This window comes from Knoellia altitudinis, from assembly GCF_042666355.1.
GTDB lineage: Bacteria > Actinomycetota > Actinomycetes > Actinomycetales > Dermatophilaceae > Knoellia > Knoellia altitudinis.
The window spans coordinates 1,825,662-1,843,980 of sequence record NZ_JBHTDK010000001.1 but is presented as its reverse complement, the minus strand read 5'-3'; the positions used below and the strand labels follow the sequence as shown (position 1 = coordinate 1,843,980).

At 71.1% G+C, this 18,319-nt stretch carries 20 protein-coding genes; 3 read left to right on the top strand and 17 right to left on the bottom strand.

The window, feature by feature from the left end; translation table 11 throughout:
* Window positions 1–44: 44 nt before the first annotated feature.
* The 11 genes from ACFQW8_RS08645 to ACFQW8_RS08595 form a co-directional block, all read right to left on the bottom strand.
* The gene (locus ACFQW8_RS08645) at window positions 45–866 is read right to left on the bottom strand and encodes a glycosyltransferase family 2 protein (protein WP_380086597.1); all 822 of its coding nucleotides are present in this window, start codon (window positions 864–866) and stop codon (window positions 45–47) included.
* Window positions 859–1,926 carry a glycosyltransferase gene (locus ACFQW8_RS08640; protein ID WP_380086596.1) on the bottom strand — a complete coding sequence of 356 codons (1,068 nt, stop codon included), beginning with the start codon at window positions 1,924–1,926 and terminating at the stop codon, window positions 859–861. Before ACFQW8_RS08640 ends, ACFQW8_RS08645 begins: the two co-directional genes overlap by 8 nt.
* Window positions 1,923–3,008, bottom strand: coding sequence for a glycosyltransferase (locus tag ACFQW8_RS08635; protein ID WP_380086594.1), 1,086 nt, complete (start codon window positions 3,006–3,008; stop codon window positions 1,923–1,925). Before ACFQW8_RS08635 ends, ACFQW8_RS08640 begins: the two co-directional genes overlap by 4 nt.
* Complete coding sequence (locus ACFQW8_RS08630; protein ID WP_380086593.1) at window positions 3,009–3,707, bottom strand: glycosyltransferase; 699 nt, start codon at window positions 3,705–3,707, stop codon at window positions 3,009–3,011.
* Between the two features lie 143 nt (window positions 3,708–3,850).
* Complete coding sequence (locus tag ACFQW8_RS08625) at window positions 3,851–4,231, bottom strand: hypothetical protein (RefSeq protein ID WP_380086592.1); 381 nt, start codon at window positions 4,229–4,231, stop codon at window positions 3,851–3,853.
* Complete coding sequence (locus ACFQW8_RS08620) at window positions 4,228–4,770, bottom strand: hypothetical protein (RefSeq protein WP_380086590.1); 543 nt, start codon at window positions 4,768–4,770, stop codon at window positions 4,228–4,230. Before ACFQW8_RS08620 ends, ACFQW8_RS08625 begins: the two co-directional genes overlap by 4 nt.
* Window positions 4,771–4,851: 81 nt before the next feature.
* A complete protein-coding gene (locus tag ACFQW8_RS08615) occupies window positions 4,852–5,712 on the bottom strand; it encodes a 5-oxoprolinase subunit C family protein (RefSeq protein ID WP_380086588.1) in 861 nt (286 codons plus the stop codon).
* Entirely contained in the window at window positions 5,709–6,338 is a 630-nt protein-coding gene (locus tag ACFQW8_RS08610; RefSeq protein WP_380086587.1) for a 5-oxoprolinase subunit B family protein, read from the bottom strand. Before ACFQW8_RS08610 ends, ACFQW8_RS08615 begins: the two co-directional genes overlap by 4 nt.
* Before the next feature lie 7 nt (window positions 6,339–6,345).
* Window positions 6,346–7,152: a LamB/YcsF family protein gene (locus ACFQW8_RS08605; protein WP_380086586.1), complete on the bottom strand. Its 807-nt coding sequence runs from the start codon at window positions 7,150–7,152 to the stop codon at window positions 6,346–6,348.
* A gap of 1 nt (window position 7,153) precedes the next feature.
* The gene (locus tag ACFQW8_RS08600) at window positions 7,154–7,813 is read right to left on the bottom strand and encodes an SRPBCC domain-containing protein (protein WP_380086585.1); all 660 of its coding nucleotides are present in this window, start codon (window positions 7,811–7,813) and stop codon (window positions 7,154–7,156) included.
* Between the two features lie 2 nt (window positions 7,814–7,815).
* Window positions 7,816–8,241: an ArsR/SmtB family transcription factor gene (locus ACFQW8_RS08595; protein WP_380086584.1), complete on the bottom strand. Its 426-nt coding sequence runs from the start codon at window positions 8,239–8,241 to the stop codon at window positions 7,816–7,818.
* A gap of 281 nt (window positions 8,242–8,522) precedes the next feature.
* On the opposite strand from ACFQW8_RS08595, the gene ACFQW8_RS08590 reads away from it, so the two are divergent.
* Both ACFQW8_RS08590 and ACFQW8_RS08585 read left to right on the top strand, forming a co-directional pair.
* Window positions 8,523–8,726 (top strand): cold-shock protein, encoded by a 204-nt coding sequence (locus ACFQW8_RS08590; protein WP_009777120.1) that lies wholly within the window; start codon window positions 8,523–8,525, stop codon window positions 8,724–8,726.
* Window positions 8,727–8,840: 114 nt separating this feature from the next.
* Window positions 8,841–9,461, top strand: coding sequence for a cytochrome b/b6 domain-containing protein (locus ACFQW8_RS08585; RefSeq protein ID WP_380086583.1), 621 nt, complete (start codon window positions 8,841–8,843; stop codon window positions 9,459–9,461).
* 19 nt (window positions 9,462–9,480) lie between these two features.
* On the opposite strand, the gene ACFQW8_RS08580 is transcribed toward ACFQW8_RS08585, so the two are convergent.
* Window positions 9,481–10,458, bottom strand: a complete 978-nt coding sequence (locus tag ACFQW8_RS08580) for a helix-turn-helix transcriptional regulator (protein WP_449274532.1) — start codon at window positions 10,456–10,458, stop codon at window positions 9,481–9,483.
* Window positions 10,459–10,536: 78 nt separating this feature from the next.
* On the opposite strand from ACFQW8_RS08580, the gene ACFQW8_RS08575 reads away from it, so the two are divergent.
* On the top strand, window positions 10,537–11,652 hold the full coding sequence (locus ACFQW8_RS08575) for an epoxide hydrolase family protein (RefSeq protein WP_380086582.1): 1,116 nt from the start codon (window positions 10,537–10,539) through the stop codon (window positions 11,650–11,652).
* A 94-nt stretch (window positions 11,653–11,746) separates the two neighbouring features.
* Here the strand turns inward: ACFQW8_RS08575 and ppsA are convergent, their stop codons facing one another.
* The 5 genes from ppsA to ACFQW8_RS08550 are packed head-to-tail and all read right to left on the bottom strand — an operon-like array spanning window position 11,747 to window position 18,109.
* Window positions 11,747–14,158: a phosphoenolpyruvate synthase gene (gene ppsA, locus ACFQW8_RS08570; protein WP_380086581.1), complete on the bottom strand. Its 2,412-nt coding sequence runs from the start codon at window positions 14,156–14,158 to the stop codon at window positions 11,747–11,749.
* A 22-nt stretch (window positions 14,159–14,180) separates the two neighbouring features.
* On the bottom strand, window positions 14,181–15,023 hold the full coding sequence (locus tag ACFQW8_RS08565) for a pyruvate, water dikinase regulatory protein (RefSeq protein WP_380086580.1): 843 nt from the start codon (window positions 15,021–15,023) through the stop codon (window positions 14,181–14,183).
* Between the two features lie 26 nt (window positions 15,024–15,049).
* Window positions 15,050–15,742: a LutC/YkgG family protein gene (locus ACFQW8_RS08560; protein ID WP_380086579.1), complete on the bottom strand. Its 693-nt coding sequence runs from the start codon at window positions 15,740–15,742 to the stop codon at window positions 15,050–15,052.
* Window positions 15,739–17,286 carry a LutB/LldF family L-lactate oxidation iron-sulfur protein gene (locus tag ACFQW8_RS08555; protein WP_380086578.1) on the bottom strand — a complete coding sequence of 516 codons (1,548 nt, stop codon included), beginning with the start codon at window positions 17,284–17,286 and terminating at the stop codon, window positions 15,739–15,741. The genes ACFQW8_RS08560 and ACFQW8_RS08555 overlap by 4 nt, the downstream gene beginning before the upstream one ends.
* A gap of 58 nt (window positions 17,287–17,344) precedes the next feature.
* Window positions 17,345–18,109 carry a (Fe-S)-binding protein gene (locus ACFQW8_RS08550; protein ID WP_380086577.1) on the bottom strand — a complete coding sequence of 255 codons (765 nt, stop codon included), beginning with the start codon at window positions 18,107–18,109 and terminating at the stop codon, window positions 17,345–17,347.
* Between the last annotated feature and the right edge of the window lie 210 nt (window positions 18,110–18,319).

Below are 18,319 nucleotides of genomic sequence, written 5' to 3'. Positions count from 1 at the left end.
CAGAGTACGTCGCCCGGAGAAGGCACCGGCACCGCTTGAGCGGCTCAGGCGCCGACTAGGCGCAACGAGTCGCCGTCGAAGGTGACGAGTCCCCGCCGCGCGAACTCGTCCAGCCACCCGTGCATCGGCCAGCGACCCCATCGTTCGTGGAACGTCGTCGCGTTGCGGACGATGTCGGCCACGTGCTCGACCGGTGGGTGGGAGACGGGGTGGAACTGGTGGAAGGCGTCCGCACCACCCACCCACACCAGGTCGACCCCCCGCGAGCGCGCGGTCCAGCCGAAGTCGGTGTCCTCGGCGCCATAGCCGACATAGTCCTCGTGGAAGCCGCCGACGGCACGCCAGGTCGCCGGCGTCAGGGCGCAGCTGAGCGACCAGAAGAGGTCGTGGTCGCCGCCGCGCTCGAGCTCACCGGCCGGGGGGTCGGGGCGGACGGCGTGGGGTGCCCTCAGACCCTCGAGGAGCCAGGGGTCCGGCGGGATGGCGGTGCCTTCGTCCAGGTAGGTCACCGGTCCCGCGAGCAGGGCTCCGGGGGCCAGGGCTGCGGCTCGTTCATAGGCCGGGACGAGCTGGGGTCCGGGGGCACAGTCGACGTCGAGCAGCACGACCAGCCCGGCGCCGGCGGCCAGGGCCACCTCGACGCCGACGTTGCGCGCGTGCGCCAGTGGCAGACCACGGGGGTCACCGGCCACGTGGACGACGGTCGTGCCGGATCCACGCCCCGCGACCTCGTCGATGTCCGGGTCGTCCATGGCCACGATGACGTGGGCAGTGTCAGGTGAGAGCGCGTGGAGGGCCCGGCGTTGCTCACGCAGGTGGTGGTGCCGGCCATGGGCGATCGTCACCACCACGGTCTGCTCAGGCACCGGCCACCACCTCGACCAACGATGCCGCTCGCTCCGCCGCCCCCTGGCATCCCCACCTCTCCCAGCTCTCTCCCCCGTCGGCGCGGGCACGACGCACGAGCTCGGCCCAGTCCGCCCCCTCGACGTCCTCGCGCTGGACGACGTGGGCGATGCCGGACCGGCGCAGCACCTCACCCATGTGTGCCTGCTCGTCGAAGGGCCGGCTCTGCGGCACCACCACCGCGGGGACGCGCAAGCCCGCGACGTCGGCGATGGCGTTCTGCCCCGCGTGGGTCACGACGATGTCCGATGCCGCAAGGTGCTGCTGGACGTTCGGCAGCCACGTGCCACCACCGGCCACCGTCCAGTCGATCTCCGGGACCGCACTGGCGATGGCGTCGGGCAGTGCTGGATCGTCGAAGCCCTCGGAGCCGGTCAGCATGAGCCCGCGCGGGCGCTGCCGAGAGGTCTCCCGGCATGCGTCCGGAGAGCGCACCAACCGCGCGGCAGCCGCGCGACGGGTGATGCCGCCGACGGCCACGACGGGGGGAGGGTCCTGTGTCGACGTCGCAGTGTCCGGCCCCTCACGCCTCCGCCAGATCTGCTCCGTGGCCCACGAGGGCCATGGAGCGAGGACCGCGGACGCTGCGTCGAGGGCGGCGGAGTGCGCCGGATCCCGACGATCGCCGGGCTGGGCCACGATGACGACGGGGACGCCGAGGAGGCGCACCATCACGGCCACCTCGCAGGACACGTCGACGACGAACACGTCGGGCTCCTCCACCTGCACCCATCGGGCGATCGTCGTCATCCGCTCGCGGAAACCGCTGTGCCACAGCGGCGCCCAGTGCATCATGCCGTGCACCGTGACGTCCGATCCGGACTCGCTGCCCACGCTGGCCAGAGGCGCGTCCATGGCCAGGAGGACGGTGCGCAGCGAGGCTGCCCGGGCCGCGTCACGGTCGAGGGCAGAGCCGAGCAGGGTGACGTCGGCGCCACGAGCGGCCAGCTCGCCTCCCACGACCGTCGCACGCGTCCGGTGTCCGGCGCCGTGGTGGTGCACGTACCAACCCACCTTCATGTCCGCACCCCTCGACCGGTGACGAGGTCGCGATAGAGCCCGACGTAGTCGGCCACCATCCGTTCGGCTCCGAGGTCACGGCGCGCGGCCCGCTGCACGTCCACCCGTCGCAGGTCCGACACCGCGTCCAGCCCCTCGGACAGGGCCATGACCAGCTGGTCGTCGCCACCTCCACCGCTCACGAGCGCCCCGACACCCGAGGTGACGACCTCCGCCAGTCCACCCCGTGCCAGGGCGACGACCGGCGTCCCCCACATGGCGGCTTCGGCAGCAACCAGCCCGAAGGGCTCCTCCCAGCGTGGCGTGACCAGAGCGGCCGCACTCGTGCGCACCAGCGCGGCGAGCTGCACGTGGGACAGGTGACCGACGTACTCGATGCCACCGTGGAGCTCGGGCGTGATGACCTCCTCGAACCAGACCCGGTCGCTGACCGGGCCCGCCAGCCGAAGCGGACGGCCGACCCGTCGAGCCACCTTGATGGCGAGGTCGGCGCCCTTGTCGGGCGTGAGCCGACCCATCCACACGAGGTCGTCGCCACCGACTCCCGGGCCCACCCCGTCGTCCTCGACCCCGTTGAGGATGATCCGTGGGGCGACGGGGAGGGTGGTCCAGTCGCGTGCGTTCGCTCGGGACACGCAGGCGTATGCCGCGTGCGGACCCGCGAGGGCCACGCCCAGCTCCATCCAGGGGAAGGGCGGGGTGTGCAGGGTCGTGACCAGTGGGGCGGGCAGGACCGTGCTGAAGGCCAGGGGCAGGAAGTGCAGGCTCTGGTTGTGCACGACGTCGACGTCGGGCCGTGCCAGGAGGTCGACGACGGCGCTCGTGAAGGCGGCATGGTCGCTGAGGAAGTCAGGCTCGGGGAGCTGGTGGTCGAGCTGGGCGACCGCGCTGAGCGGTGGGAGCAGCGGGTAGGGCACGATCTCGTCCGCCAGCGACTCGTCGGTCCCGGCGCAGGCATAGAGCCGGACGTGGTGACCGAGGCGCCGCAGCCCCCGCGCGAGCAGCGCGGTGTGCGCCTCCTGCCCACCGGCATACGGCTCGACGATCGGGTGCCGCGATGTCGCGAACATGGCGATCCGCACTCAGCCCACCTCCTCTTCCAACGCGACGATGAAGTCGGCGAAGCCACCACGGGCCCTGCCGATGCGGCGTGCCGACGAGGCCACCCGGACGGCGTCCGTCGCGACCCAGCGGTCGGTGTGCGCGCGGATTCTCCTGACGAGGTCGACGTCCTCGTCGGTGGCGAGCGCCCTGAAGCCACCGACCTCGAGATAGGTGCTCCCGCGGAGTCCCAGGTTGGCTCCGTGGACGTGGGGATGGCCGTCGAAGAGGTGGTGGCGCGCGCGCCACAGGGCCAGCACCTCGGTGTCCGTCAGACCGTAGGGCTCGACGGTCCCGATGACGGCGTCGTGAGCCAGCGCCAGGTCGAGCTGACCCGTGAGCCAGTGCTCGGGGACGACCGTGTCGGCGTCGGTGCAGGCGATCCACAGCTCGTCCGGCCTGATGCCGTTGAGCGTGCCGGACGAGAGGGCCCATCGGACACCGGCGTCACGAGTGGCACCGACCATCCCGAAGTCGACGGTGCGGCTGTGGACCCGGGCTGCGTCGACGACAACACCCGACCGGTCCCCACACCGGTCGAGGACGACGCTGGTGTCGACGAGCAGGTCCGGCCGAGCGACGCGCAGGGCGAGCCGGGCCCGTTCGAGGCTCGCAAGACACCGTGGCAGCAGCTGCTCCTCGTCACGTGCCGGGATGACGACATGGACGGCCCGGATCATCGCGTCACCTCGCAACCCGCGATGAGGACGTCGTCCTGCCACCCTGGACAGCGGTCTCTTCCACGACGGTCTCCTTGGGGTCAGGGGTCAGGGTCAGGGGTCAGGTGCCGGACGCCTCCGCGAAGCGCTCGAGGCGAACGAGGTCAGAGCAGGGCGCGTTGCAACGCCTCCGGGTCCGCGACCGTGAGGGTGGCCGTGGGGTGGCGGATGACGCCGGTCGGGTCGATGCCGGGGACGGGTTCCGCGAAGCTGACGCACAGGGCGCGATCACCGTTCGTGGCGAACGTGATCCCGCGGTCGGCCAGCGAGAGGTGGGCCGGGCCTGCGGTCTTGAACCACGCGAAGTCCTCGGTGAGCTCGGTCCCGGCGATGTTGTCGCGGCTCGTGGCCAGGCGCCACGGGCCGAACCGCACGCGGAGCTCGTGGTCGGTGACGGTCACGACCGCAGTCCCGGGTCGGACGCCGAAGAGGAGCGCCGGCAGTCGGTAGGACCGGGCGAAGGCGAAGTCGTACCGCTCGTTCACCGGCGCCGCAGCAGGGACGCCGGGCGGTCGAGCAGGCCCGCCACGCCGCGCTGCTGCTCACCGAGATAGGCATCGAGGACGAGCATGCCGCCCGTGGTCACCGGGGTGGCCCACTGCAGCCAGCGCATGCGCTGGTCCAGCTGACGCGCCTGCGTCCGCGCGGACGCACTGGTGTCGGCGTCCTCGCGCGCCTCGCCGAGCTTCGCGCCGTAGACGTAGGCCGCGCCACTGGCCGCGAGCGCGGCACCGGTGAGCGTGGTCTTGAGCACGACGGCGGACGTGGTCGGAGGGTGGCTGAGGGTGCGCCGGCGGTTGTCGGCGAGGATGGCCAACCCGCTCAGCAGGTGCAGGCCGACAGCTGCTCCCTGGACCGGGCCCCAGCGGGTCCAGCCCGTGTCAGCGATCCGGGAGCGCTCCTGGGAGGTGTCTCCCTCGAGGGTGGCCGGGTTGAGCCCGACGGCACCCATGAGTGAGCCTCCGAACCACGCGGCGTTGGTCACGAGGTGAATGGCTCGGACGGCCGTGCTGTATGCGGTCATGACCTGACCGTAGGTTCGGGGCACCGACCGGCGCCTCACCCCTAGGGAGGGCTGAGCCGGGCCCGGTGCGCGCGGGCCGGCTCAGAGCAGGGGTGGGCCGAGCGCGAAGCGCACCCGCTGGCCCGGGCGCAGCTGGGCGGCGGCCGGGACGTCGTCGGGGTGGACCACGGCGATGACCGGGTAGCCGCCGGTGACCGGATGGTCGGCGAGGAAGATCACCGGGTGCCCGTCGGGTGGCACTTGGAGGGCGCCCTCGACCATCCCCTCGGACGGGAGCTCTCCGGCGTGTGAGCGCTCCAGAGGCGGGCCGTCGAGACGCACGCCGACCCGGTCCGAGGAGGGCGTCACCCGGTATGCCGTCCGCCCCATAGCGCTCAGCGTCTCGGGCGCGAACCAGTCCGCACGAGGGCCCGGCACCACCCTCAGCACCGGCTCGTCGGGCAGTGCGCTGACCGGGACCACGTCGACAGCCGGCACGTCGCCGTCGGGGCGTCCGACCGCGAGCACGTCGCCGTCCCGCAGCGGCGCCGGACCGAGACGCGACAGGAGGTCCGTGGCGCGCGACCCGAGGACGGCCTCACACTCGATGCCACCGCGCACGGCGAGGTAGGTGCGGATCCCGCGAGACGGCATACCGATCTCGAGCACGTCACCGGCGGCCAGCGCGAGCGGAGCGAACAGGTCGCGCGCCCGACTCCCCACGACGACGTCGCAGGGTGCACCGGTGAGGGCCACGGTGGCGGGGTGCGTGGCCCGCAGGACGAGTCCGCCGAAGGTGGCCTCGAGCGCCGCCGCACCCTCGGCGTTGCCGACGAGCCGGTTGGCCAGGCGCAGGCTCGGACGGTCGACCGCCCCCGAACGCCCCACGCCGAGGTGTGCGTGGCCGGGACGTCCCAGGTCCTGGATCGTCGTGAGCGGGCCGGAACGCACCACCTCGATCACGAGGCGACCTCCGTGAAGCGGACCCGCGACCCGGGAGTGAGCAGGGCCGGCTGGTCTCGGCGCAGGTCCCACAGGACGATGTCGGTCCGGCCGATGAGCTGCCACCCGCCCGGACCCTGGCGTGGGTAGATGCCGGTGAACTCGCCTCCGAGGGCAACGGACCCAGCCGGGACCCGGGTGCGAGGGGTGTCACGACGCGGCACGTGCAGCTCGCGGCCACCGCCCGCGAGGTAGGCAAAGCCCGGCGCGAAGCCGGTGAACGCGACGACGTGTTCCGCGCCCTGGTGGCGGCGCACGACCTCGGCGACGGGCAGGCCGGTCAGCTCCGCGACGACGACCAGGTCGGGACCGTCGTAGGTCACCGGGATGACGACCTCGGGCCGGTCCGGGTCCGGGGCCGAGTCGGCGACGTCGGCGCGGGCTCCGGCGGCGTCCACGGCTGCGGCCACGTCAGCACGGGTCGTCGTCCCGTCGAAGGTGAGGAGCAGCGTGCGGGCGGCCGGGACGAGGTCGACGACCCCGCCGGGACGCGACGCCTCGACGGCGCGGTGCAGGGCCATGACCTCCTCGAGGTCGTCGCACTCGACGAGGAGCCCGCGGTGGCCGGCGGACAGCAGCCGCCTCATGAGGTGGTCACGCCCCGGTCGAGCCGGACGCTGTGGACGACGGGGGCGGTGGAGCGGTGAACGCCTGGATCGTGATGCCTGCGCCCTCGAGCGCCCGACGCACAGCGGCCGCGATGGCGACAGCGCCCTCGGTGTCGCCGTGCACACAGATCGACCGTGCGGCGACGGGGACGCTCGACCCGTCGATGGCGTCGATGGTTCCGTCGGTGACGAGTCGGACGCACCGGGCCGCGATGGCCACGGGGTCGTGCAGGACCGCGCCGTCCTCGCGCCGCGACGCCAGCAGGCCTTCAGCGGTGTAGGCGCGATCGGCGAACGCCTCGGCCACCGCCTCGAGCCCTGCCGCCTCGGCCGCGACGAGCAGCTCCGAGCCGGCCAGCCCGACGAGCGGGAGCGATCGGTCATACAGCGCGATGGCCTCGGCGACAGCCCTCGCTGTCGCCTGGTTGCTCGCCGCGTCGTTGTAGAGCGCACCGTGCGGCTTGACGTAGATGACCCGGCTCCCCTCGACGCGGGCGATGCCGTCGAGGGCGCCGATCTGGTAGATCACCTCGTTGACGAGCTCGGCGGGGTCGACGTCGATGTGCCGGCGGCCGAAGCCCGCGAGGTCCCGGTAGCCCACCTGGGCGCCGACGGCGACTCCTCGCTCGGCGGCCCGAGCGCACACGCGTCGCAGGATGCTCGGGTCTCCGGCGTGGAAGCCACAGGCCACGTTGGCGCTCGTGACGAGATCGAGCATGGCCTCGTCGTCACCGAGGGTCCAACGCCCGAAGCCCTCACCGAGGTCGCTGTTGAGGTCGACCACTGCACTCATCTCAGGTGCCCGTGTAGAACCCGTAGGTCGCGTCGGCGCCCTTGGCCGCCACGTCAGGGTCGGCGCCGGACGCCTCGTGCGCGGCGCCCCACCCGTCGGCGGCACCACGGTAGAACTGCCTGCCCTCGTCGGTCGCGGCCCACGCCTGCGCCTCGCTCGGCGCGAGCGAACCCTCGACCGCGCCCAGGTGGAGCGAGAGGCCGAGCAGCCCGCCGTCCCACCCGACACCCGTCGCGCCGGGCCCGAAGGCGTCCCACATCTCGGCCGGCACGTCGGCGGCCTTGGCCACGTGCTCGAGCCGGAGGCTGGTCCCCTCCCCCTCGCTCGTGAGTCGCAGGCTCAGCCACGTGACGCCGCCGCCGTACTCCCACGTCACGAGGACCCGCGCGGCGTCGGCGGAGTCGCCGGTGGGTGGCTCGCACTCGACGATCTCGCCGCCGGCCTGGCCCTCGAACTGGAAGCGTCCACCGACCCTGAGGTCGCCCGACACGGGGAGGAACCAGCGCTGGATCCGGTCGGCCGACGTCACCGCGTCCCACACGTCGGCGATCGGGGAGGGATAGCTCTGCTGGAGCGACTGGACGTGCGCCGGCTCCCCGTCGAGGTCGGCGATGCGGAGCTCGCGGGTGACGGCGCCGAGCTGGGACAGGACATCGACCATGGTCAGGTCTCCTTCTGTGGGTTCTTGGACGTGTTCTTGGACGTGGACTTCGGCTTGCGCTCTGGATGGGCCTTCTCGGGGCTCGGCGGGGGACTGCTCTCGAGACGGCGCTGTCGGCGCCCTCTGGCGAGCTCGGTGTCGAGGGCGGCCAGCTTGGGCAGCCAGAAGCGCTCGAAGGCCGACAACCACTCCCGCGCCTCAGTGGGCCCGCGGGGGTCCACGGCATACAGACGTCTGGTTCCCTCGGGTCGCACAGTGGCAAAACCGTTGTCCCGCAACACCTTCAGGTGTTGGGACACCGCGGGCTGGCTGATCCCGAACTCTCCACCGATCGTCGCGCCGACGGCGCCGGCGCTCGTCTCGCCCTCAGCCAGCAGCTCGAGGATGCGCCGGCGAACCGGGTCTCCGAGGACATCGAGTGCGTGCACACGTCCATGATTGCGCCACCACTTATATAAGTCAAGAGCGATGTATGCCGTCCGCCCCCTTCCGTGTCCGCCACGCCCACGTCTCAGACATCGGTGGCGCTCTGTAGGACGGAAGGCACGAAGGCTGCTACGGTCATCACTGTTGCCTTTCCAGTCCACGTCCGCGTGGCCGACACGACCGAGAAACTACGCGAAGGCTCGCGTGGGTCCTACGGGTGTGAGCATCGGCAGCATGAGTGCTCCACACGGGAGTACTCGCACTACAGAAAAGGCAACACCAAGTGGCAACCGGCACCGTGAAGTGGTTCAACAGCGAAAAGGGCTTCGGCTTCATCGAGCAGGACGGCGGCGGCGCTGACGTCTTCGTTCACTACTCGGCCATCGAGAGCGGCGGCTACCGCGAGCTCCAGGAAGGCCAGAAGGTCGAGTTCGACGTCACGCAGGGCCCCAAGGGCCCGCAGGCTGAGAAGGTCAAGGGCATCTGACCCTTCACCACCTTCGAGACATCTGATCTCAGCGAAGGCCCCCTGACCCTTGTGGTCGGGGGGCCTTCGTCCTGCCCTGACGCTCCCGACCCCCGCGGGCCCTAGGGTCGAGGCATGCACTGGCGCAACGGCCCTCACGGCTACGGCTTCGTCACCAAGTCCCTTCACTGGCTGACCGTCGTGGTGCTGGCCGCCCAGTTCTTCGTCGGCTGGACGATGGAGGCCGACGAGTCGGCGTTCGCCGTGGACGAGGCAAGGCTCGAGCAGCTCGAGGAGCAGGCCAAGGACCTCGACGGTGACGCGCGGGATACGGCTCGCGACGAGGTCGACCGGCTCGAGGACGAGCTGGATGCCCGGGCGGACGAGGCCGAGGACGAGTTCGTCCGCGATGCGCTCAGCCGCCCGACCGAGCCCAGCCTCCCACTCGCCCATGTCGGCCTGGGCCTGCTCATCCTCGCCCTCGGCGTGGTCCGGGTGCTCTGGCGGCGGACGGGACTCCCACCGTGGGCCGAACACCTGGGGCCCCTCGCGCGCAGGGTCGCCGGCCTGACCGAGAAGGCCCTGCTCGCGAGTCTCTTCCTCGTCCCGGCGAGCGGCCTGTTGCTGCTCTTCGCGGGCGCCGACTGGGTGGGCCTGCACGTGGCTGCGCACATCGCCTTCTTCGCCGCCCTGGTGGCCCACATCGGCCTCCACCTGGCTCACGCCAGGCACGGACAGCTGCGCCGGATGCTGTGAGGTGGGCGGACGGCATACCTCAGAGCGGCGGAACGGACCTGGCGTAGCGACGGCCGAGCAGGCGCAGGTGCTCGATGAGCTCGGGTGGCTCGGTGACGTGGAAGTCAAGGCCGAGCATCCCGATCCACACGGCGACGATCTCGAGGCTGTCGCCGCCGGTGACAAGGACGGAGTGGGTGTCGTCGACCGTCTCGACCACCCCCACAGCCGCGTGGATGCGGGACAGCACCTCTGCGGCGGGCGCGTCGACGGCGATCCGGCAGTGGAAGCTCCAGCCCGAGAACGCGACCTCACGCAGCACGAAGGACGAATAGTCGCCACCCTCGAGGGGATCCGCGACGAAGCGCCCCGCTCCGGGCGTCCGCAGCTGCAGCCAGTCGACGCGGAAGACCTGCCAGGCCCCTGACGGGCGACGACGGGCGACGACGTACCAGCGCTCGTGCCAGCTGACGAGCCGGTAGGGGTCGGCCTCGACCCGCTCCTCCTCGTCGCGGCCGCCCGGTCGATAGAAGAACCGCAGACCCTCCCGGTCACGCACCGCCGAGGCCAGCTCGGCGAGGACCGCGACGTCGACGGGCGGGGCCTGGACGTTGCTCTCGGTGTTGTTGAGGCCGATGTCGGTGCTCTCGTGGAGCGCTCGCACCCGCCGCCGGAGCCGGTCCGGCAGCACGTGCTCCAGCTTGGCCAGCGCCAGGGCACTCGACTCCTCGATGCCCCGCACGGCCGCGACGGACCCCAGCCCGACGGCCACCGCCACCGCCTCGTCCGGCTCGAGAAGCAGCGGCGGCAGCCGGCCATGGTCGCCGAAGAGGTAGCCGCCGGCAGGTCCCCGCACCGAGTCGATCGGGTAGCCCAGCTCGCGCAGCCGCTCGATGTCCTTGCGGGTCGTGCGCTCGCCCACGTCGAGGCGAGTCGCGAGCTCGGCGCCCGAGACGAGGTCGCGGGCCTGCAGCTGGCCGAGCAGGGCGAGCAGCCGAGCCGAGGTCTGGAGCACCATGTCCCCCTCACGAGAACTTCTGGGACACCGATCCTAATCAGGAACGAACCGTGCCGGAACCCCTCATACCTTCCTTCCATGACCACCCACGAGAAGTCCCAGGCTCTGTCCCTCCGACCCTTCACCGTCGCGATCCCGCAGACCGAGCTGGACGACCTCCAGCACCGCCTGGCCGGCACCCGCTACGCCGCCGAGCCCACCACCGAGACCGGCACCGACGACTGGAGCCACGGCGCCCCGGTCTCCTACCTCCGCACGATGGTCGAGCACTGGCAGCACGGCTTCGACTGGCGCGCCCAGGAGGAGGCGATGAACGCCCACCCGCAGTTCCTCACCGAGGTCGACGGCCAGACCATCCACTTCCTCCACGTCCGCAGCGCCAACGAGGACGCCACCCCGCTCCTGCTCGCCCACACCTACCCCGGCTCGTTCGTCGACTTCCTCGACCTCATCCCGCACCTCACCGACGCGTTCCACCTCGTCATCCCCGGCCTGCCCGGCATCGGCTTCAGCCAGCCGCTCTCGGACGGCGAGTGGGACACCGCCCGCGTCGCCCGCACCTGGGACACGCTGATGCGCGGCCTCGGCTACGACTCCTACGGCGCCCACGGCTCCGACAACGGCGCGATGGTCTCGCGCGAGCTCGCGATGCAGGGTCCAGAGGGGTTCCTCGGCGCGCACGTCCTCCAGCTCTTCTCGTTCCCGTCGGGCGACCCGGCCGAGTTCGAGAGGATGACGCCGACGGACTACGCGGCGCTCGAGTTCGCCGGCTGGTTCCAGACCGTCAACGGGTTCGCGCAGATGAACGCCTCACGCCCGCAGACGATCGCGGCCGCCCTCAGCGACTCGCCGGTCGGGCAGCTCGCCTACAACGAGCTCTTCGAGAACTTCGGCAACGGCACCGCGACCCTGACGCGCGACCAGGTCCTCACCCAGGTCAGCCTCTACTGGTTCACCAACAGCAGCGCGGCCGCGGCCCGCTACTACTACACCGAGAAGTCGGTGGAGGCCCGCGTCAACGAGGGCCGGATCGGGGTCGCCGTCTTCGCTGACGACTTCCGCTCGATGCGCCCCTTCGCCGAGCGCGACAACACCAACATCGTCTCGTGGACCGAGCACGAGCGCGGTGGCCACTTCGCCTCGATGGAGGTGCCTGAGGAGCTGGCCGGAGCGATCCGGGCCTTCTACGCCTGAAGCCGCCTCCGAGCGAGTCAGAAAGCGGTGAGCCGACCACCCATCGGTGGCCGGCTCACCACCTCTGGCTCGCTCGCGCGCAGGCGTCCTCGGCTCAGCCGGCGCGCTTGGCCAGTCGCAGCCACGTGTCGACGACGGTGTCCGGGTTGAGCGACATCGACTCGATGCCCTGGTCGAGCAGCCAGTCGGCGAGGTCGGGGTGGTCGGACGGACCCTGCCCGCAGATGCCGACGTACTTGCCACGGGCCTTGCACGCCTCGATCGCCATGGTCAGCATCTTCTTGACCGCGGGGTCGCGCTCGTCGAAGCTGCCGGCCACGAGGGAGGAGTCGCGGTCGAGCCCGAGGGTGAGCTGGGTGAGGTCGTTGGACCCGATCGAGAAGCCGTCGAAGTGGTCGAGGAAGGCGTCGGCGTTGACGGCGTTCGACGGAACCTCGCACATCATGACGACCTGGAGGTCGTTCTCGCCGCGCACGAGGCCGTGCTGTCCGAGCAGGTCGATGACCCCCTCGGCCTCGGCGACGGTGCGCACGAACGGGATCATCACCTTGACGTTGGTCAGCCCCATCTCGTCGCGCACCAGCTTCAACGCCTCGGCCTCCATCGCGAAGCACTCGGCGAAGTCGGCGGAGAGATACCTCGCGGCACCCCGGTAGCCGATCATCGGGTTCTCCTCGTGAGGTTCGTAGCGAGCGCCACCCAGCAGGCCGGCATACTCGTTCGACTTGAAGTCGCTCATCCGCACGATGACCGGCTCCGGCGCAAAGGCGGCCGCCAACATCGAGATGCCCTCGGCGACGCGCTGGACGAAGAAGTCGCGGGGCGAGTCATAGGCCGCGATGAGCGCCTCGATCTCGGCCCTGATGTCGGGCTCCTGGTCGTCGAGCTCGAGCAGCGCGCGCGGGTGGATCCCGATCTGGCGGTTGATGATGAACTCGAGCCGGGCGAGCCCGATCCCCCTGTGCGGCAGGCGGGAGAACTCGAAGGCCTGCTCCGGGGTGCCGACGTTCATCATGATCTTGACCGGCACGTCGGGCATGTCGTCGAGCTCGGTCTCGGACACCGAGAACTCCCGCAGCCCGTCATAGACCAAGCCGGTGTCACCCTCGGCGCACGAGACGGTGACCTCGCGCCCGTCGGCGAGGTCACGGGTCGCCGAGCCGGTGCCGACGACGGCGGGGATGCCGAGCTCGCGCGCGATGATCGCCGCGTGGCAGGTGCGGCCGCCGCGGTTGGTGACGATGGCGCTGGCGCGCTTCATCACCGGCTCCCAGTCGGGGTCGGTCATGTCGGCGACGAGCACCTCGCCCGCCTCGAAGTCGTGCATGGCCTCGGCCGACGCCAGGACGCGGACCGCTCCGGCGCCGATCTTCTGCCCGATGGCCCGACCCTCGACGAGGACGGGGCCGGTCTCGTCCATGCGGAAGCGCCGCAGCGTGTTGCCGGTCTGTCGCGACTTCACCGTCTCGGGTCGCGCCTGGAGGATGTAGAGCTGGCCGTCGACGCCGTCCTTGCCCCACTCGATGTCCATGGGGCGGCCGTAGTGCTCCTCGATCTTGAGGGCGTGCTCGGCGAGCTCGGTGACCTCGGCGTCGGTGAGGCTGAGGCGGGCCTGGTCGGCGGGGTCGACGTCGACGAAGTCGATCGAGCGACCGACGGCGTCGTCCTGCGTGTAGACCATCTTGGTGGCCTTGCCACCGACGCCGCGCTTGAGGATGGCGAGGCGACCCTCGCGCAGCGCCGGCTTGTAGACGTAGAACTCGTCGGGGTTGACGGCGCCCTGGACGACGGCCTCCCCGAGCCCGTAGCTGCTCGTGATGAAGACGGCGTCGGAGAAGCCGGACTCGGTGTCGATGGTGAACATGACGCCGGAGGACCCGATGTCGGAGCGGACCATGCGCTGGATGCCGGCCGACAACGCGACCGACTCGTGGTCGAAGTTGCTGTGCACGCGGTAGGCGATGGCCCGGTCGTTGTAGAGCGAGGCGAAGACCCGCTTGATCGCCAGCAGGATGTTGTCGATGCCGCGGACGTTGAGGAAGGTCTCCTGCTGCCCGGCGAAGCTGGCGTCGGGCAGGTCCTCGGCCGTCGCGCTCGAGCGCACGGCCCAGCTCACCTCCTCGCCCGAGTCACCCACGAGGCGCTCGTATGCCGTGCGGATCTCGGTCTCGAGATCAGCCGGGAACGGCTGCTTCTCGACCGAGTCGCGGATCTCGGCGCCGGCGACGACGAGCGCGCGCGTGTCCTCCACGTCGAGGTCGGCCAGGACGGAGTTGATGTGGTCGGCGAGGCCCTCGTGCGAGAGGAAGCGGCGGTAGGCCTCGGCGGTGGTCGCGAAGCCGTCGGGCACCCGCACCCCCGCCTTGGACAGGTGCTGGACCATCTCGCCGAGCGAGGCGTTCTTGCCGCCGACCCGCTCGACGTCGTGGAGGCCGAGGTCGGCGAACCAGACGACGTTCTCGCTGGAGCTGCCCTCGTCGGCGGTGCCCTGGTCGGTGGCGGTCATGGCGGTCCTTTCGTGATTCTGGTCAGCCGAGGTCGGGCAGGCGGCTGCTCTGCATGATGACGGTCGCCATCTCCTCCACGGACATCTTGGCGGAGTTGATCGACGGGATCCGGTGCGCCCGGTAGAGCGCCTCGGCCCGGCGCAGCTCGTGGCTGCACTGGGCGAGGCTCGCATAGGTCGACCCGGGTCGGCGTTCCCCTCTCACCTGGCTGAGCCGGGCGGGCGTGGAGAGGAGCCCGAAGCACTTGTCGCCGAGCTCCTTGACGGGGCGCGGGAGCTGGTCGGAGTCGAAGTCCTCGGGCACGAGAGGGTAGTTCGCGACCTTGAGGCCGTGCTGGAGCGCGAGATACATCGACGTCGGCGTCTTGCCGCACCGCGACGGCGCCACGAGGATGAGGTCGGCCTGCTCGAGGTTGCGCAGGCTCGCGCCGTCGTCGTGCTCCATCGCGAACTCGATGGCCTGCATCCGCCGGTCGTAGCGGAGGGTGTCACCGACGCCGTGCAGGGCCGTGGCGCTGTGCGTGGCGTTGACGTGGAGCACCCGCTCGACGGTGTCGAGATGGGAGCCGAACAGGTCGATGAAGGCAGCCTTGGTGCGCTGCAGCTCCTGACGGATCTGCTGGTCCGACACCGTCGAGAACACCAACGGCGCGACCGTCTCGGTCGTCACACCGTCGATCTGGGCGAGGACGGTCCGGGCCTGCTCCACCGTGGTGATGAAGGGGATCTTGCGACGGGTGAAGTGCAGCCCCGGAAACTGGGCGAGCATGAGGTTGCCCAAGGTCTCCGCCGAGATCCCGGTCCCACCCGCGACAAAGAACACGGGTGTGGGACCAGGCGCCTCGCTGCTGTCGACGATGTCCATCAGGTCACCCTCTCACCCGGGCCCGCTCAGGACACGGTGTCGGTCGAGACGATCACCACGATGAGGTTACGAGGACCGTGGACGCCCTCGACCCGCTGCAGCTCGATGTCGCTCGTCGCACTCGGCCCACTGATCCAGGTGAGGGCCGGCTGCTGGCCGGACTCGGTGCGCAGCCGGGCCACCGCCTCGGGCACGTCGCGGACGACCTGGTCGGCCCTGATGACGCACACGTGGGTGTCCGGCACCAGCGTCAGCTCGCGTCGCCCCTGGTCCGCGCCGTGGTGGAGGACGATGGTGCCGGTCGTCGCGATGCCCACGGCGGAGGCGGTGACGACGGCGTCGACCTGGTCGAGCACCTGCGGGGTCGCCGCGTCGGCCTCGTCACGGATCTCGACGGCCCCCGCGACGGCCTCCCGCCAGGCGGGGTCCAGCCCACCGGGGACGACGGCCGACGCGCAGCCGCGGTCGCGCAGCGCCCCGGCGACGGCGGAGCCGACCCCGACCTCGCCGAGCACCGAGTCGACCCGGACGACGGTCGCCCGGTAGTCGGCGACGTTCTCCGCGAACAGCTCCAGCGTCTCCCGCGTCGCGCCTGGGGGGGTGGTCGCTCCGACAGCCACCTCGGCAGAGGCAACGGGGTCCGCACCTGCGCCGGGCGCTGTCTGCACGTCGGTGAGGGCCGCTCGGACCCGGCCGAGGATCTCGTCGCGGGCACTCATCGCCCCTGCCCTTCACTGCCGGGTATGCCGTCCGCTCGCCCTGGGGACGGTCCGTCGCCGTCGCGCCCCTCCTGCTGTCCTTCCTCGCCGCCGCGTTCCTCGTGCTCTCGCGCCCACCACTGGCGGAAGGTCTCCTTCGGTGGCGTCGGCACGTCGCGGGCATCGGTCCACGCGCCCAGTCCCGGGACCCTGCGCACCGTGCGCTTCCCGATGAGGCGCCCGGCGGTGGTGGCGCCCTTCTGGGCCACGGCCAGCCGCCTCGGGTCGGAGAGCACCCACGCGGCTGCCTTCATCGCCGCCGACTCGGCGCGGTGACCGCCCTGCTGCGCGACGGTGCCGCGCAGCTCGACCAGCAGCTCGGGGATGTTGATCCGGACCGGGCACGCGTCGAAGCACGCGCCGCAGAGGCTCGAGGCATAGGGCAGCGACTGGTCGATCTCGCTCGCCGTCCCCCGCAGCTGCGGGTTGAGGATGGCGCCGATCGGTCCGGGGTAGACCGACCCGTAGGCGTGACCACCCGTGCGTTCGTAGACGGGGCACACATTGAGGCAGGCCGAGCAGCGGATGCACCGGAGCGCCTGTCTCCCGAGCGAGTCCGCAAGGACGTGGCTGCGTCCGTTGTCGAGGAGGATGACGTGCACCTCCTGGGGGCCATCGCCCTCGTGCACCCCGGACCACATGGTCGTGTAGGGGTTCATCCGCTCACCCGTGCTCGAGCGCGGCAACAGCTGGAGCATCGGCCCGAGGTCGTCCCACCTCGGCAGGACCTTCTCGATGCCGACCACGGAGATGAGCGTCTCGGGCAGGGTCAGGCACATCCGCCCGTTGCCCTCGGACTCGACGACGACGAGGGTCCCGGTCTCGGCGATGGCGAAGTTCGCGCCCGAGACGGCAACCTTGGCGCGCAGGAACTTCTCGCGCAGGTGGACCCGCGCCGCCTCGGCGAGACGAGCCGGGTCGTCGGTGAGGTCCTCCGGTGCCGGGCGCCCGACCTTGCCCATCTCGCGGGTGAAGATGTCGCGGATCTCAGTGCGGTTGCGGTGGATCGCCGGCACGAGGATGTGGCTGGGCCGGTCGTGGCCGAGCTGGACGATGAGCTCGGCGAGGTCGGTCTCCCAAGCGTTGATGCCGACCGCTTCGAGGGCCTCGTTGAGCTCGATCTCCTGGGTCGCCATCGACTTGACCTTGACGACCTCCTCGACCTCCTTGGCGCGGGCGATCTCGATGACGATCTGGTTGGCCTCGTCGGCGTCGCGTGCCCAGTGGACGACAGCCCCGTTCGCGGTCAGCGTCGCCTCGAGCTGCTCGAGATAGTCGCCGAGGTGGTGCAGCGCCTCGTCCTTCGCTGCGGCTCCGGCGACCCGCAGCGCCTCCCAGTCGGGCACCTCGGCGACGACGGAGGCGCGCTTGGCGCGGATCGTGGAGGTCGCGTTGCGCAGGTTGCTCCGCTGCTGGGTGTTGGCCAGGGCGGTGCGCGCGGCCTCGGGGAAGGCCGGCATACCGACGAAGGTCGCTGACGTCTGCTGGACCGGCCCGATGCTCATGCGGGGTCCCCGCGAAGTATCTGGAGGAGCGCAGCGGGGGAAGAACTTCGTGGGGTGCTCATGCCGGGTGCTCCTGGGTCGAGGCAAGGATCTCGGCCAGATGCATGCGGCGTATGCCGGAGCGTTGCCTTCCGAGGATCCCACCGATGTGGGCCAGGCAGGAGTTGTCGCCGGCGACGAGCACCTCGGCCGCGGTCTCGACGACGTGCGCGGCCTTGTCGGTGCCCATGGCGACGGACACGTCGGCGTTCTTCATCGCGAAGGTCCCACCGAAGCCGCAACACTCCTCGGCTCCCGGGAGCTCGACCAGGTCGATGCCCTTGACGGCCCGCAGGAGCTGCAACGGCTTGTCGCCGACCCGCAGCATCCGCAGCGAGTGGCAGGTCGGGTGATAGGTCACCCGGTGAGGGAACCACGCGCCGACGTCCGTCACGCCGAGCACGTCGACGAGGAACTCCGACAGCTCGTGGACCCTGGGACCCAACCGGGCGACCTCCGACGCCAGCCCAGGGTCCCCGGCGAGCTGGGCGATCATCGGGTGCTGGTCCCGGACCGACCCGACACACGATGCCGAGGGAGCGACGACCGCGTCGTAGTCCCCGAACACGTCGACGAAGCGAGCGACGAGCGGAACGGCGTCACCGGCATACCCGGTGTTCGTCAGCATCTGGCCACAGCAGGTCTGCTGCATCGGGAACTCGACGGTGACTCCGAGCCGCTCGAGGAGGCGGACGGTCGCCTTGGGGGTCTCGGGCCACATCGTGTCGTTGAAGCACGTCGCGAAGAGCGCAACCCGCAGGTCGGTGCGAGGTGGGGCGGTCATCGGGCCTCCGGGTCGTTCGTCCACGGTGCGCGCCACGGGCCTGCAGGGCCCCTGGTCCGACCATTCTGGCTCACTCGAACGCGTGCCACCCGAGGACGGATCGATGACGCCGACGACGGCACGCTGGCGCCACGACGTCAGCAGGTCCGTGGTGCGGGAGGCGGGCAGTCCCTCGTGGCCCACGACGACGCGGGCAACGCGGTCGCAGCG